Origin of the sequence: Streptomyces sp. NPDC094034, assembly GCF_040303865.1 — a bacterium.
In the GTDB taxonomy this organism is placed as follows: Bacteria; Actinomycetota; Actinomycetes; order Streptomycetales; family Streptomycetaceae; genus Streptomyces.
The window spans coordinates 53,484-68,175 of record NZ_JBEOUD010000008.1 but is presented as its reverse complement, the minus strand read 5'-3'; the positions used below and the strand labels follow the sequence as shown (position 1 = coordinate 68,175).

Here is a 14,692-nt window from a genome sequence, read left to right as displayed (position 1 = left end):
CGTGGGTGGGAACGGCCCCGTGCGGATGCTCAAGCTAGGTGTGGGCCGACTGTGCTGAGGAGATTGGCGCAGCGCGGTTTCGGCCAATGCCGCTCGATGTTTCACGACAGTGACGAAGACGTCCTGTGTGTTACGTGCCGATGAACCGACGGATCTGGGCGGCCGGCCGCGGATACCCTCTGCGGACATCGGAAACCGGCCGCGGCGGTCACCCTGTGTCCTGGCGGCGGGGGAGCCGTGTCGGGCTGTACGGGGTGACTGCCGCGGCCGGAGCTTTCGGCGGGGCGGTCGGCGGGTCCGGCCGGGCGGCCGGGGTGCGTCCGGTCGCTCAGACGGCCTCCGCGGACTCGGGCAACTGGGCGGTGAGCCGCTCGGTGAGATCGACCACGCCCGCGACATCGCCGAAGTCCCGGGCGGCGGTGTCGAGCGTCTTGCGCAGCCGGGTGTTGACCCGCTCGGAGCGCACGCTCTCCGCCACCTTCAGGGCCTTCTCCGCGAGGACGGTGGACTGCTCGGGCTCCTTCTTGAGGAGATGGACGGTGGCCAGACCGATCAGGTTCAGCGCGTACGACCGCTGGTGGTCGTTGTCCTGGGCGAACAGATCGACGGCGCGCCGCATGACGGGCTCGGCGAGGGAGGCGTAGGTGGGGCTGCGGCCGGCGACATAGGCGAGGTCGCGGTACGAGTGGGCGTTCTCGCCGTTGAGCTCGGCCTCGGAGAAGAATCGGATCCAGTCGGGTTCCACCTCGCCGTCGGCCCCGGCGTCGGAGAAGGTGTCCTCGGCCATCCTCACGGCCCGCTTCGTCTTGCTGGGCTGGCCCATGTTGGCGTACGCGCGCGCCTCCATCGCATACAGCATGGCCTGGGTCCGGGCGGTGGCGCAGTCCCGGCTGCCGTACTGCGCGAGATGGATCAGCTCCAGCGCGTCGTCGGGCCGGCCGAGATGGATCATCTGGCGGCTCATGGACGAGAGGATGTACGAGCCGAGCGGCTTGTCCCCGGCCTCCTTCGCGGCGTGCAGGGCGAGGACGAAGTACTTCTGGGCGTTGGGCTGGAGGCCGACGTCGTAGCTCATCCAGCCGGCCAGCTCCGCCAGTTCGGCCGCGCACCGGAAGAGCCGCCGCGAGGTGGCCTCGGGCTGGGGCTCCTGGAGCAGGTCGGTGACCTCGTGGAGTTGTCCGACGACGGCCTTGCGCCGGAGTCCGCCGCCGCACTGCGCGTCCCACAGCCGGAACATCGCGGTGGTCGACTCCAGCAGATCCAGCTCTGGCCCGGAGAGCCGGGTGGCGCGGGACGGGGTGGCGACGGGTTCCTCGTCGGACTGTTCCTGGCCGCCCGCCGAGGTGGGCACCAGCCAGCGCTGCATGGGCTCCACCAGCGCGGGACCCGCCGCCAGCGCCAGCGAGGTGCCGAGAAAGCCGCGCCGCGCCAGCATCAGATCGCTGCGGGAGAACTCGCTGATCAGCGCGACGGTCTGGGGACCGGCCCAGGGCAGATCGACCCCGGAGACCGAGGGCGACTGATGCGCGGAGCGCAGCCCCAGCTCCTCGACGGCCACGACGGCGCCGAAGCGCTCGGAGAACAGCTCGGCGAGGATCCGCGGGATCGGCTCGCGCGGCTGCTCGCCGTCGAGCCAGCGGCGCACCCGCGAGGTGTCCGTGCTGATGTGATGCGCGCCCATCTGACGTGCCCTGCGGTTGACCTGACGCGCCAGTTCGCCCTTCGACCAGCCACTGCGCAGGAACCACGAGCCGAGTTGCCCATTCGGGCGCTTGCCGGTAGTCGTACCGCCTGCGCCACTGCCGCCCACTGGAACGCCCCCATCCGCTGAAGCCACTTGTCGCGCGAACCGCTATCAGAATGCCGTGAGCACGGGGTGCCTGTCCGCCCGTTGCCCCCCTTCGAACAGGAAACCGAGTTGCCCTTGGCATACCCGCGGGAGTGCCTTACCCCGGGTTCGTGTACTGAAAGTAATCCTACGATCACGGGCCCAGCGAGGGTGATTCCACAATCGCCACCATTCGCCACCCCTTCGAATGAACTCGCCCACGGCCGGGCGCGATTGACTTGACGCACTTCGATCGGAGCGGGCCGAAGCGCTGCACACCGGGGCGCGCGAATCCGGCCCCACTACCCCCAATGCCACTTCGCGCCGCCTCGACCGCCCCGATGGCGACGGAGTGTCACGGGCAGACTGCGAGACGTAACCACCGGCGAGTTCGACCCGTTGGAGGGGGCATGGGCTTCACGATCGGCGGCATCCGGGAGATGCGGTCCGGCTCGCGCCGCCGCGGCCGCACCACTGAGTGCACCGCGGTGGCGGAGTACACGGGCCTGTGGGGCTGGGACGTCGTTCCCGGCGCGGTTCCCGCGGCGCGGGCCTCCGGCGCGCGGTGCTCCTGCGGCGAGCCCGGCTGTGCGTCGCCGGGCGCCCATCCGCTGGCGTTCAGTCCCGAGGTGTCGGCGGGCGCCACCCTCGACGACGTCACCAAGGTGTGGTCGGAGGTGCCGGGCGCGGCGGTGCTGCTGCCGGTGGGCCGCGGCTTCGACATCATCGACGTGGCGGAACCGGCGGGGAGCCGGGCCCTCGTACGGCTCGAACGGATGGGACTCCCCCTGGGCCCGGTCATGGCGACACCCGAGGGCCGCGCCCACTTCCTGGTGGCGCCGGGCGCGGCGGCGGAGCTGCCGGAGCTGCTGTACCGGATGGGCTGGGACGACGCGGACCTGGATCTGCACGGTCTGGGACCGGGAGCGTATGTGATGGCGCCGCCGTCGGAGGTGGCGGGACTGGGGCCGGTGCGGTGGCTACGACCGCCGTCCCTGGACACCGGGGCCGAACCCCCACCGGCGAGGCTGCTCCTGGGCACGCTGGCGTATATCTGCCACCGCCTGGCCTGACCGCGGGAGGCGCGGCTGTCGGCTGCCGGGCGCTCCGGCCGGCGCGGTGATCCACCGCGCCGCCTCGGGCACGGCCGCGTGGTCGTGGCGGGAGGGGGCCGAGGCCCCGACCCCCGCCGGCACGACGGACAGGCGCGAGAGGCGCTAGTCCCCGATCAGCGCGTTGACGAACGCCTCGGGTTCGAACGGCGCCAAGTCGTCCGGGCCCTCCCCCAGCCCCACCAGCTTCACCGGTACCCCCAGCTCCCGCTGCACCGCGATCACGATGCCGCCCTTGGCCGTGCCGTCCAGCTTCGTGAGGACGATGCCGGTGATGTCCACGACCTCCGCGAACACCCGCGCCTGCACCAGCCCGTTCTGGCCCGTCGTGGCGTCCAGGACCAGCAGTACCTCGTCCAGCGGCCCGTGCTTCTCCACGACCCGCTTGACCTTGCCCAGCTCGTCCATCAGCCCGGTCTTGGTGTGCAGTCGGCCCGCCGTGTCGATGAGGACGACGTCCGCGCCCTCCGTGATGCCCTCCTTGACCGCGTCGAAGGCGATCGACGCCGGGTCGCCGCCCTCGGGGCCGCGTACCGTACGCGCGCCGACCCGCTCGCCCCACGTCTGGAGCTGATCGGCGGCGGCGGCGCGGAACGTGTCCGCCGCGCCCAGTACGACCGAGCGGCCGTCCGCGATCAGTACCCGCGCCAGCTTGCCGGTGGTCGTGGTCTTGCCGGTGCCGTTGACCCCGACGACCATCACGACCGCCGGGGTGTCGAGACCGCTCTCGGTCTTCACCGCGCGGTCGAAGTCCGTGCCCAGGAGGTGGACGAGCTCCTCCTTGAGCAGCGCGCGCAGTTCCTCGGGCGTCCGCGTGCCCAGTACGCGTACCCGCTCGCGCAGCCGCTCGACCAGTTCCTGGGTCGGTGCGACACCGACGTCCGCGATCAGGAGGGTCTCCTCGATCTCCTCCCAGGTCTCCTCGTCGAGGTGCTCGCGGGAGAGAAGCGTGAGCAGTCCCTTGCCGAGGGAGTTCTGCGAGCGGGCGAGCCGGGCGCGCAGCCGAATCAGCCGGCCGGCGGACGGCTCGGGGATCTCGATCGCGGGCGCCGGCGCCTCCGCCTCGACGGCGACCGGCGTCTGCGTACCGTCCGGGAGGCCGACCTCCTCGATCGTGCGGCGCGGCTCGTCGTGCGGTGCCTCCGCCTCGTCGCCGACATGTGGCTCGGCAGGGGGAGCTGTGAGGGTCGGCGCGCTCGACGGCGGCTCGGGCGGCAGCTTCTTCTTCTTGCGGCTGCCGACCACGAGGCCGCCGATGAGGCCGACCGCGACCAGGGCGATGACTACAACAAGGATGACGATTTCCATAACGCTCCCAGTATCAGCCACGGCCGGGAGGGCCCTGGCTTCAGAGGATCACACGAAGATTCCCGTGACGATTTGGACCTTTTGCGTCGAACGTACGATGCTGGGGGTTCTGGGTCCGCCCGGACTCCCCTCTCTGGAGCCCCCACCCCCTACGGAGCCTCTTCATGCCCCACGCCCCCGAAGGCGCGATAGAGACCCGCGGTCTGGAACCCGTCCCCGATGACGAGCGCACCGGCCATGCCCGCCAACTCTTCCCCACCTGGGTGGCCGCGAACATCAGCGTGCTGCTGCTCACGATGGGCGCCGGTCTGATCGTCTTCAACGGTCTGAACTTCTGGCAGGTGCTGACCGTCGCCGTCGCGGCGCCCGTCGTGTCGTACGGCATCGTGGGGCTGGTCTCCCTCGCCGGGAAGCGCGGCGGCTCCCCGGGTATGGCGCTCTCCCGGGCTGTCTTCGGCCAGCGGGGGAGCCTCTTCCCCGGGGCGCTGATCTGGGTCGCCCGCTGGGGCTGGGAGACGATCAACGCGGTCACCGGCGCTTATGCCGTGCTGACGGTTCTCGACTTGCTCTTCGGCGTCAAGCGCGACACTCCGCTGATCGTGATCACACTGCTGCTCTTCGTGGCCTGCACCTTCCTGGTCTCGGGCCTCGGCATCAGAGCGCTCCGCGTGTGCGGCACCTGGTCGACGTATCTCTTCGGTGCCTTCAGCGCGCTGGTGCTGGTGTATCTGGTGACGCATACGGACTGGTCGGCGGTCTTCGAGCGGCCCGCGGGGTCGACGGCGATGATGGTCGCCGGGATCGGGACGCTCGCGGCGGGCGGGATCAGCTGGGTGCCCTCCGGCCCGGACTTCACGCGTTATCTGCCCCGGTCCGCCTCCGGCCGGTCGGTGGTCGGCTGGACCGTCGGCGGCGCGGGGATCGTGGTGCTGCCGATGGTGCTGATGGGTGCGGTGATGGCGGTCGGCACCCCGGGGCTCGCCGCCGCGCGGGACCCGGTGTCGTTCATCGGCGAGCTGCTGCCCGCCTGGATCGCCGTGCCGTATCTGCTGATCGGGCTGGTCGGAATGCTGCTGATCAACTCGATGTCGATGTACTCGGCGGGGTTCACCGCGCAGACTCTGGGCATCAAGGTGCCGCGTGCCTGGGCGGTCAGTGTGAACGCGGTGATCAGTCTGATCCTCGGCTTCCTGCTGATGGTGGTGGCCACCAGCTTCCTCGGCTCGTTCGTCTCGTTCCTGACGCTGCTCGCGGTGGCGTTCTCCGCGTGGATCGGCGTCTTCGGGGTGGACATGCTCCGGCGGCGTACGTACGACGGCGCGGCGCTGATGGACACCACACGGACCAGCGCCTACTGGTACCGGGGCGGCTTCGCCTGGTCGGCGACGGCCGCCTGGGGTACGGCGCTGGTGCTGGGGCTGCTGTTCACCGAGGTGGACTGGTTCTCGGGCCCGCTCGCCGACACCTGGCCGGGTCAGAACGGTCTGGGCTGGGTCATCACGACCGTCGTGGCGGCGGCTCTCTACGCGGTCCTGCCGCGCGAACGGACTCCGGCGCCGACCCCCGAAGCGTCGACCGCCCATGCCCCGAGCGCCCAAGCACCGACCGAGGAAGCCAGGCCCGAGGAACAGAAGCTGCCCGTCGCTTAGAGCCTGGGGCCTCAGGCTCTAACCCATCTCTTCGAGCGACTTGCCCTTCGTCTCCTTCACGAACAACAGCACGAAGGCGATGGAGAGCACGGCGAAGCAGGTGTAGATGATGTACGTGCCCGAGAGGTTCCACTCGGCGAGGCTCGGAAAGCTCGCGGTGATGACCCAGTTGGCGATCCACTGCGCCGAGGCCGCCACCCCGAGCGCGGCGGCGCGGATCTTGTTCGGAAACATCTCACCGAGGAAGACCCAGACGACGACGCCCCACGACAGCGCGAAGAACAGCACGAACACATGGGCCGCGATCAGGGCGACCGTCCCCTCCGTGCTCGGCAGTTCGCCGTTCACCAGGGGCGCGGAGAACGCCCACGCCTCGAAGGCGAGCGCGGCGGCCATCCCCGCCGAGCCGACGAGCGCGAGGGGCTTGCGGCCGACCCTGTCCACCAGGACCATCGCGATCACGGTGCCGATGATGTTCACGATCGACGTGGTGAACGAGTAGAAGAACGAGCTGGACGGGTTGACGCCGACCGACTGCCAGAGCGTCGCCGAGTAGTAGAAGGCGACGTTGATGCCGACGAGCTGCTGGAACATCGACAGTCCGATGCCGACCCACACGATGGGCAGGAAGGAGAATCGGCTGCCCTTCAGGTCCTTGAAGGTCGACTTGTGCTCACGGCGCATGGCGTGGTCGATCTCGGCGACCCTGGCGTCCAGATCGACATCCTCGTTCTCGACCTCCGCGAGCACCTTCTTGGCGCGGTCCACCTGGCCCACGGAGATCAGATAGCGCGGTGACTCGGGGATCGCCAGGGTGAGCAGACCGTACAGAAGCGCCGGGACGACCATCACTCCGAGCATCCACTGCCACGCCTCCAGCCCCAGCAGCCGGCCGCGCTGCTCGCCGTCGGCGAGCTGGAGGATGCCGAAGTTCACCAGCTGGGAGATGGCGATACCGACGACGATCGCGGCCTGCTGGAAGGAGCCGAGCCGGCCCCGGTAAGCGGGCGGGGAGACCTCGGCGATGTACGCGGGGCCGATCACCGACGCCATGCCGATGGCGAAGCCGCCGATGATCCGCCAGACCGCCAGGTCGTAGATGTCGAACGGCAGCGCGGAGCCGACGGCGCTGACGGTGAAGAGGGCCGCGGAGATCCGCATGCAGCGGATTCGGCCGATCCGGTCGGCGATCCGGCCCGCCGTGGCGGCACCGATCGCACAGCCGATCAGGGCGATGGCGATGACCTGCGCGAGGGCCGCCGCGCCGATGTCGTACCTGCTCCTGATGGCTTCCACGGCGCCGTTGATCACCGAGCTGTCGTAGCCGAAGAGGAAGCCGCCCATCGCGGCCGCGGCCGTGATGAAGATGACATGACCGAGGTGCTCCGGTGGGGCGGCGGGGCCTCCGGACGGCGATACCCCCGCTGTGCTGGTCACATGTGCTCCTGGTACCGCCCGGCTGCCGGCGCCGGACGTGGGGTGGTCGAGCCCTTCCAGTGGGTCACAGCTCACCTCCGGTCACCACTCGTACGCGTGCCCGGCGCGAACAGGGGGTGACGCGGGCGGGAAGTGACGCGAGATGACGCGAACGGGAGGTGATACGCGGTCAGCGCAGTCGCTGGCTGATGACCTTGGAGACCCCGTCGCCCTGCATGGAGACCCCGTACAGCGCGTCGGCGACCTCCATGGTCCGCTTCTGGTGGGTGATCACGATCAGCTGGGAGCTCTCCTGGAGCTCCTGCATGATGCGGATCAGCCGCTGGAGATTGGTGTCGTCGAGCGCCGCCTCGACCTCGTCCATCACATAGAAGGGGCTCGGCCGCGCCTTGAAGATCGACACCAGCAACGCCACCGCCGTCAGGGACCGTTCGCCTCCGGAGAGCAGCGACAGCCGCTTGACCTTCTTGCCCGGCGGCCTGGCCTCCACGTCCACCCCCGTGGTGAGCATGTTCTCGGGGTCGGTGAGGATGAGCCGCCCCTCGCCGCCCGGGAAGAGCCGCGAGAAGACCCCCTCGAACTGCTCCGCCGTGTCCCGGTACGCCTCGGTGAAGACCTGTTCGACCCGTTCGTCGACCTCCTTCACCACGAGCAGCAGATCCGCCCGGGTCTTCTTCAGGTCTTCGAGCTGCTCGGAGAGGAACTTGTGGCGTTCCTCCAGCGCGGCGAACTCCTCCAGGGCGAGCGGATTCACCTTTCCGAGCTGCTGATGCGCCCGTTCGGCCGCCTTGAGCCGCTTCTCCTGCTCGGCCCGCACATACGGCTTCGGCTGGTTGCGCGGATCCGCCGGGTCCTCGGGCAGTTCCTCGCCCTCCGCGGGCGGGGACGGCGGTACGAGCTGATCGGGGCCGTATTCGGCGATCAGCCCGGCCGGCTCGACGCCCAGCTCTTCCAGGGCCTTGGCCTCCAGTTGCTCGATCCGCATCCGCTTCTCGGCGCCCAGTACCTCACCGCGGTGCACGGAGTCGGTGAGCTTGTCCAGTTCGGCCTTGAGATCGCGGCCCTGGTTGCGCTCGGCGGCCAGCTCACGTTCGCGCTCGGCCTTGGCCGCCTCGGCGGCGACGCGCTCGGCCTCGGCGCGTACGACCGACACCTCCACATGCGCCAACAGCTGCCGGGCGCCCGCCGCGACGGCCCCGGCCACGTGGGCCTCGTGGCGCAGTCGCGCACGGCGCTGTTCCGCCCGCGCCCGCGCCTCGCGCTCGGCACGCGCTCCCCGGTCGAGCGCGTCGGCCCGGCCCGCGAGCCCCTTCACCCGCTCCTCGTGGGTACGGACCTGGAGCCGGGCCTCCATCTCGGTCTGCCGGGCGTTGGCTCCGTCGGCGGCGAGCCGGTCCCGTACGGAGGTGTCCGGCTCCTCCTGGACCGGGGCCTCCTCCGCGACCAGCAGCCGTTCCGCGAGTTCCTCCGCCTCGGCGGTGGCGCGCTCCAGCGCTTCCTGGGCCCTGCCGGCGGCCGCGGTCGTACGCTCGGCCTCCCCGGCGGCCGCGCGTGCCTGCCCGGAGAGCCGTCCCAGCTGCCCGGACACGGCGGACTTCGCCCGGTCGGCGGCCCGGCGCCGCTCCCCCAGCTCCTCCACCAGTGCGGCGCGCTCGGCCCGCCGCTCGGTGGCGCGGCGCTGTGCCCCGGCCAGTTCCTCGCACCGTACGGCCAGCTCCGCGAGGTCGGCGGCGGCCTCGTCGACGGAGGCCTGTACCTCCAGCAGGCTCGGCGCGCCCGCCGAGCCGCCGTGCGCGAAGTGCGCGCTGAGCACATCGCCCTCGGCGGTCACGGCGATGAGCCCGGGCCGCGCGGCGATCAGGTCCTCGGCGTCCTCCAGCGTCCCGACGACCACCGTGTCCCGTACGAGCCGCCGTACGGCGCGCAGCAGTTCGGCGGGGCCGCTCACCAGGTCGATGACATACGGCACGGCGCCGGCGCGGACGGCGGTACGTACGGGACGGTCGGCGTCGTCCGTACCGCGTCCTTCCGCCGCCGTCTGGCCGGGCACGCCCGGGGCCGGAGCCGTCCCGGAGCCGGCCCCCGGACCGGGCTCGTCCGCCCCGGCAGAGCCGGCCGGCAGAAGCGCGGCCCGGCCCGCGTCCTGCTTGCGCAGCAGCCGGATGGCCTCGGCGGCCGTCGTCGGATCGGCGACGGCGATCGCGTCCGCGGCGGCGCCGAGCGCCGCGGCCACCGGGATCTCGTACCCGGGGGTGACGGTGAGCAGTTCGGCGGCCGGGCCGAGCAGGCCGGAAAGGTCCTCGCGGGAGGCGAGGAGCGCGCCGGTGCCGTCCTTGCGGCGCAGGCCGAGGGCGAGCGCCTCATGGCGGGCCGCGAGGGCCGCTCGTTCGCGTTCGGCCGTGGTGGCGGCCTCGCGCGCCGCCGTCAGCTCGGCCTCCGCCGCGGACAGGGCGCCGCGGGCGCTGTCGTACCGCTCGCCCAGTTCAAGGTCCTCCGCGTCCAGGCCGTCCACCTCGGCCTTGAGCTGTTCGTACTCCTCCTGGGCGGCGACCGCGCGCTCGCGCGCCTCGTCACGGGACGCGGCGAGGCGGCCGATCTCCGCCTGGGCCGACGCCGCCCTGCCTCGGGCGGCGTTGACCTGGCCGTGCAGCCGGGCAAGGCCCTCGCGGCGGTCGGCGATCGCGCGGGCGGCGTCCTTGAGCCGGCGTTCCTCCGCGGCCAGTCGGCGTTCCAGCTCGGCGCGGTGCGCGACGGTGTCCTCGCGGGCGTGCTCGGCCGCCTCCAGCGCGGCCTCCAGCTCCGCCTCCTGCTCCCGGATCCGGGCGGCCTCGCGCTCCATGTCCTCGGGGTCGCGGCCACGGCGCTCGTCCGTGGGGGCCGCGGTCGCGCTCTTCACCCGCGCGTCGGCCAGCGAGACCGTGCCCCGTACCCGCTCGGCCAACTGGGACAGTTCGTACCAGGTCTGCTGGGCCCGCTGGAGGCGCGGCGCCAGCCGCCGTACCTCGTCCTCCAGCTCGGCTTCCCGGGTCAGCGCGGCCTTGAGCCTGCCCTCGGTGGATTCCTTGCGCTGCTTCAGTTCGGCCTCGTCGGCGATCTCCGTGCGCAGCGCGTCGCGCAGCCTGACCAGGTCGTCGGCGAGCAGCCGCAGCCGCGCGTCGCGCAGATCCGCCTGTATGACGGCGGCCCGCCGGGCGACCGCCGCCTGCCGTCCGAGGGGTTTGAGCTGGCGGCGCAGCTCGTCGGTGAGGTCCTGGACGCGGGCCAGGTTCGCCTGCATGGAGTCCAGCTTCCGCAGCGCCTTCTCCTTGCGCTTGCGGTGTTTGAGTACTCCGGCGGCCTCTTCGATGAACGCCCGGCGTCCCATGGGGTCGGCGTGCAGTACGGAGTCGAGCTGGCCCTGGCCGACGATGACATGCATCTCGCGGCCGATACCGCTGTCGGACAGCAGTTCCTGGATGTCGAGAAGACGGCAGGTGTCGCCGTTGAGCTGGTATTCACTGCCGCCGTTGCGGAACATGATCCGCGTGATCGTGACTTCCGCGTAGTCGATCGGTAGCGCGCCGTCAGTGTTGTCGATGGTCAGCGAGACCTCCGCGCGGCCGAGCGGCGGGCGCCCGGTCGTCCCGGCGAAGATCACGTCCTCCATCTTGCCGCCTCGCAGCGACTTCGCACCCTGCTCCCCCATGACCCAGGAGAGCGCGTCCACGACATTGGACTTTCCCGAGCCGTTCGGACCCACGACACAGGTGATCCCCGGCTCGAAGCGCAGCGTCGTGGCGGAGGCGAAGGATTTGAACCCGCGCAGGGTCATGGCCTTGAGATGCACGCCGTCGGACTCTACCCGGCTCCGATCGTCCCTCGCCGGTTTCACCGCCGAACGTGCAGGGCACATCAGACGTTAAGAAAGGCGTGGCCGCGCCAACAATGCTTCGTACAGCGGAAGATGGAAAGAAAGAAGGGACGCCGAGGCGTCCCTTGCATATCTTGCGAGAGTGTTTCTCACCCGACCCCGAGGGGGGCTGTTGTCAGGTGAGCGCCGGCTCCGCCTGGGGTACATCGATGTCGATGCCATTGAGCAGCGACTCTCCGGGGTGCTGTGCGACGGCGGCGTTCAGTACGTCGTTCTCGGACTGGATCCGTACGAGTTCGGATTCGAGGTCCTGGACGCGCTGCTGGAGCCGTCGCATCTCGGCGAGGAGTCGCGGGTCGGAACCGCCGACATAACCGAGAAGCGCCTTTGCCATGATGAATGGTCCTCCACACTGAGTGACCGACCGGATGCGGTGTGGGTCGTGAGGGAAATCGCACCCGCGGTGTTTGGCAGTCCTTGTTCATCACTGTTCATCACTGCGGTTCTTACTGCCAAACAGCTAAGGTGCGCGGGGATTCCAGCGTCTCACCAAAAAGTTTGACGGTCAACACGATCACACCCCGTGCCGACGGGCGGCCCGGTGGCGGGCGCCCGCGAGGGGTGCGGCCCCGGCTCTGTCACGGGGCCCCTGGGGGCGTGGAGATCATCGTTGTTCGGGCAGCCTGGCACGACTGGCGGTTCTTGGCAACCACCAGGTCACCGCCGACTTGCGCATGAGCAGGCCGGCATCCCCGAGCCTCTCGGCGCCGCCGGGGACGGCGCGGTCTCAGCGGATCGCGAAGGTCTCATAGCCACCGCGCGGGGTGTCCCAGATCTCAGTGACTCCGTCCACACGCCCGGGTGTGTCGGAGGAGCGCAGCCATTCCAGCAGACGGTGGCAATTCTCACGTGGCCCTTCGGCGACGACCTGCACCCTGCCGTCGTCCAGATTGAGGGCGAATCCGGTGAGGCCGCCGATCTCCAGAGCGTTTGCCCTGGTGAACCAGCGGAAGCCCACTCCTTGCACTCTTCCGCGTACCCAGGCCGTCACGCGAACGTCTTCTTTCATGCACGCAAGCTAACCGGCCAATTGCCTCCGGCACCCGGCGCCCCCGCGGACCATGCCGTACAGTCCCGTCGCAATAGCCTCACTCGTACGGGTGAGACCTGGACACGTTGCCGTCGAGAGCATGAGGAAGGCACATGGGACGCCACCGCCGCTCAGCCGCCGCCCCGCCCGTCGAGGACCACGTGGACGGTGCGCGCCGCAAGAGGCGGATCGCCACCCCTGTACGTACGGGCCTGCTGGGCGCCTCCGCCGCCATGGCGGTAGGAGCCGTAGCCGTCGCCTCGGGCCTGCTGCCCGGCGGCGGGGACCACTTCACGGTCGGCGGCAGCGCCAACGGCGGACAGATACGTACCGAGGGTGCTCCGGAGCTTCAGCAGCAGGGCGGCTCGTCCGCCGAGCCGACGCGGGAGAACTCGGCCTCGCCGAGCCGTGGCGCCGAGCGGACCCAGTCGCCCTCGGCGTCCGCGTCGCCCACTCCGCGCGAGCCGTCCGTCACTCCTTCGAAGGACACGACGGAGTCGACCGCCGAGCGGTCGGAGAAGACCACGAAGCCCGCCGCGGCGCCACCGCGGCCGAAGGCCGGGATACCCACCCGCTCCAGCGAGGCCCCGGCGCCCGAGCAGACCACCGAGCGCGCCGTGGAGGCCCCGGCGGCCCCCGGCTCCAGTTCCTCCGAGGCGGCCGTGCTCTCCCTGGTCAACAAGGAGCGCGCGAAGGTGGGGTGCAGCCCGGTGCGGGCCGATGCCTCGCTCGGCAGGCTGGCGCAGGACTTCAGCGACGACATGGCGGAGCGCGGGTTCTTCGACCACACGGACCCGGACGGCAAGACGCCCTGGGACCGCGCCGACAAGGCGGGCGTCAAGGGTCTGGGCGGCGAGAACATAGCCAGGGGGCAGGCCACCGCCCAGTCCGTGATGGACTCGTGGATGAACAGCGAGGGCCATCGCGCGAACATACTGAACTGCGATTACACCCGGCTGGGTGTGGGTGTCCACACCGGCTCCGGCGGCCCGTGGTGGACGCAGGATTTCGGCTTCTGAGCCCGACCGCCCCTGACGGAGCCCCGGCCGCCCCCGGTAATGCTCACTAACCATACGAAAGCGCCATCTGTCGGGGAGCGCTTCCGGTTGTAAAGTCGCCGCTATGGACGCCTTCGATGTCTTCTCCCGGCAGTGCCCCTCGCGCACCACGCTGGAGCATGTGACGGGCCGCTGGGGCGGCCTGACGCTCACCGCCCTGTACGAGAGCCACGAGAACGACGAGAGCCGCCTCCGCTTCAACGAACTGCGGCGGCGCGTCGACGGCGTGAGCGAGAAGATGCTCTCCCAGACCCTGCACGCGCTGGAGCGGGACGGCCTGGTGCTGCGCGAGGCGCGGCCGGTCAATCCGCCGTGGGTGGATTACGAGCTGACTCCGCTGGGCCGGGACGTCGCCGAGCGGCTGCTCGGGCTGATCCAGCTGGTGGAGGGGCGGATGTCCGAGGTGATCTCGGCGCGGGAGCGTTATGACACGACGCGCGGAGCCCGCTGACAGCGCGGACAGAAGTAGCTGGACCGGTTCATCCAGGGCCGTCGGCGGATCGGTGTCCCACAGCGCCGGCACGGCTGGTCCTCCCGTCCGTACGCGTCCAGCGACCGGTCGAAGTATCCCGATTCGCCGTTCACATTGACGTACAGGCTGTCGAAGCTGGTGCCGCCGACATCGAGGGCCGCGTTCATCACGTCCCGTACATGCCCGAGCAGTTCCGTGGCGCGTGGCCGGGGCAGGGTGGCCGTGGGGCGTTCGTAGTGGAGACGGCCGCGCCACAGCGCCTCGTCGGCGTAGATATTGCCGACGCCACTGATCAGCGACTGGTCGAGCAGGGCGCGCTTGACCGTCGTACGGCGCAGCTTCAGCGCGGTGAGGAAGGCGGCCTCGTCGAAAGCGGGGTCCAGCGGATCCCTGGCGATGTGCGCGATGACATCGGGCAGTCCGTCGGGGGTGTTCTCGTGGAGCGAGAGCCCGCCGAAGGTGCGCTGGTCGACGAAGCGCAGCTCGGTCCCGAGGGTGTCGGCGAAGCGGATCCGGATGCGCAGATGCTTCTCGTCGGGCGCGCTCTCCGGCTGGACCAGCAGCTGGCCGCTCATCCCGAGGTGGCCGAGGATCGAGGCGTCCGTGTCGGCGAGGGGCAGCCACAGGTACTTGCCGCGCCGGCGTGCCGTACCGATGGTGTGCCCCTTGAGCTGGGCCGCGAAGTCGGCGCCGCCCGCGGTGTGCCGCCGTACCGCGCGCGGATGCAGCACCTCGGTCTCGGCGACGGTCCGGCCGCTGACCCAGCGTTCGAGTCCACGCCGGACGACTTCGACCTCGGGCAGCTCGGGCACGGAAGGCTCCTGGGGGTGAGGGGACCGTAACGAGTGCGCCCCTCATGCCGTACGACGACGCGAGGGGCGCACCCGG

11 protein-coding genes are annotated in these 14,692 nt (G+C 70.7%); 4 read left to right on the top strand and 7 right to left on the bottom strand.

Features of this window, described 5'->3' with window-relative positions:
- Window positions 1–328: 328 nt before the first annotated feature.
- Complete coding sequence (nsdA, locus tag ABTZ59_RS10255; protein WP_351393684.1) at window positions 329–1,810, bottom strand: transcriptional repressor NsdA; 1,482 nt, start codon at window positions 1,808–1,810, stop codon at window positions 329–331.
- Window positions 1,811–2,238: 428 nt separating this feature from the next.
- Between nsdA and ABTZ59_RS10250 the strand changes: the two genes are divergently transcribed.
- On the top strand, window positions 2,239–2,901 hold the full coding sequence (locus tag ABTZ59_RS10250) for a bifunctional DNA primase/polymerase (protein ID WP_351393681.1): 663 nt from the start codon (window positions 2,239–2,241) through the stop codon (window positions 2,899–2,901).
- 144 nt (window positions 2,902–3,045) lie between these two features.
- Here ABTZ59_RS10250 and ftsY read toward each other — a convergent pair whose 3' ends face one another.
- The gene (gene ftsY, locus ABTZ59_RS10245; RefSeq protein ID WP_351393677.1) at window positions 3,046–4,248 is read right to left on the bottom strand and encodes a signal recognition particle-docking protein FtsY; all 1,203 of its coding nucleotides are present in this window, start codon (window positions 4,246–4,248) and stop codon (window positions 3,046–3,048) included.
- Window positions 4,249–4,412: 164 nt separating this feature from the next.
- On the opposite strand from ftsY, the gene ABTZ59_RS10240 reads away from it, so the two are divergent.
- On the top strand, window positions 4,413–5,897 hold the full coding sequence (locus ABTZ59_RS10240; RefSeq protein ID WP_351393674.1) for a purine-cytosine permease family protein: 1,485 nt from the start codon (window positions 4,413–4,415) through the stop codon (window positions 5,895–5,897).
- A gap of 18 nt (window positions 5,898–5,915) precedes the next feature.
- On the opposite strand, the gene ABTZ59_RS10235 is transcribed toward ABTZ59_RS10240, so the two are convergent.
- The 4 genes from ABTZ59_RS10235 to ABTZ59_RS10220 all read right to left on the bottom strand — a co-directional run bounded on the left by ABTZ59_RS10235 (window position 5,916) and on the right by ABTZ59_RS10220 (window position 12,253).
- On the bottom strand, window positions 5,916–7,334 hold the full coding sequence (locus tag ABTZ59_RS10235) for a sugar porter family MFS transporter (RefSeq protein WP_351393668.1): 1,419 nt from the start codon (window positions 7,332–7,334) through the stop codon (window positions 5,916–5,918).
- 169 nt (window positions 7,335–7,503) lie between these two features.
- Entirely contained in the window at window positions 7,504–11,160 is a 3,657-nt protein-coding gene (locus tag ABTZ59_RS10230; RefSeq protein WP_351393665.1) for an SMC hinge domain-related protein, read from the bottom strand.
- 199 nt (window positions 11,161–11,359) lie between these two features.
- Window positions 11,360–11,578 (bottom strand): hypothetical protein, encoded by a 219-nt coding sequence (locus ABTZ59_RS10225; protein WP_030351764.1) that lies wholly within the window; start codon window positions 11,576–11,578, stop codon window positions 11,360–11,362.
- 393 nt (window positions 11,579–11,971) lie between these two features.
- Entirely contained in the window at window positions 11,972–12,253 is a 282-nt protein-coding gene (locus tag ABTZ59_RS10220; RefSeq protein ID WP_249953740.1) for an acylphosphatase, read from the bottom strand.
- A 134-nt stretch (window positions 12,254–12,387) separates the two neighbouring features.
- Between ABTZ59_RS10220 and ABTZ59_RS10215 the strand changes: the two genes are divergently transcribed.
- Complete coding sequence (locus ABTZ59_RS10215; protein ID WP_351393662.1) at window positions 12,388–13,293, top strand: CAP domain-containing protein; 906 nt, start codon at window positions 12,388–12,390, stop codon at window positions 13,291–13,293.
- A 103-nt stretch (window positions 13,294–13,396) separates the two neighbouring features.
- Window positions 13,397–13,783 carry a winged helix-turn-helix transcriptional regulator gene (locus ABTZ59_RS10210; RefSeq protein ID WP_351393660.1) on the top strand — a complete coding sequence of 129 codons (387 nt, stop codon included), beginning with the start codon at window positions 13,397–13,399 and terminating at the stop codon, window positions 13,781–13,783.
- Here the strand turns inward: ABTZ59_RS10210 and mutM are convergent.
- Complete coding sequence (gene mutM, locus ABTZ59_RS10205) at window positions 13,756–14,616, bottom strand: bifunctional DNA-formamidopyrimidine glycosylase/DNA-(apurinic or apyrimidinic site) lyase (RefSeq protein ID WP_351393657.1); 861 nt, start codon at window positions 14,614–14,616, stop codon at window positions 13,756–13,758. The genes ABTZ59_RS10210 and mutM overlap by 28 nt on opposite strands.
- Between the last annotated feature and the right edge of the window lie 76 nt (window positions 14,617–14,692).

Excerpts from the sequence above, each read along its gene's own strand:
- ABTZ59_RS10215 (WP_351393662.1), top strand. The coding sequence starts at position 12,388 with ATGGGACGCCACCGCCGCTCAGCCGCCGCCCCGCCCGTCGAGGACCAC.
- ftsY (WP_351393677.1), bottom strand. The coding sequence starts at position 4,248 with ATGGAAATCGTCATCCTTGTTGTAGTCATCGCCCTGGTCGCGGTCGGC.
- ABTZ59_RS10250 (WP_351393681.1), top strand. The coding sequence starts at position 2,239 with ATGGGCTTCACGATCGGCGGCATCCGGGAGATGCGGTCCGGCTCGCGC.
- ABTZ59_RS10220 (WP_249953740.1), bottom strand. The coding sequence starts at position 12,253 with ATGAAAGAAGACGTTCGCGTGACGGCCTGGGTACGCGGAAGAGTGCAA.
- ABTZ59_RS10210 (WP_351393660.1), top strand. The coding sequence starts at position 13,397 with ATGGACGCCTTCGATGTCTTCTCCCGGCAGTGCCCCTCGCGCACCACG.
- ABTZ59_RS10225 (WP_030351764.1), bottom strand. The coding sequence starts at position 11,578 with ATGGCAAAGGCGCTTCTCGGTTATGTCGGCGGTTCCGACCCGCGACTC.
- ABTZ59_RS10240 (WP_351393674.1), top strand. The coding sequence starts at position 4,413 with ATGCCCCACGCCCCCGAAGGCGCGATAGAGACCCGCGGTCTGGAACCC.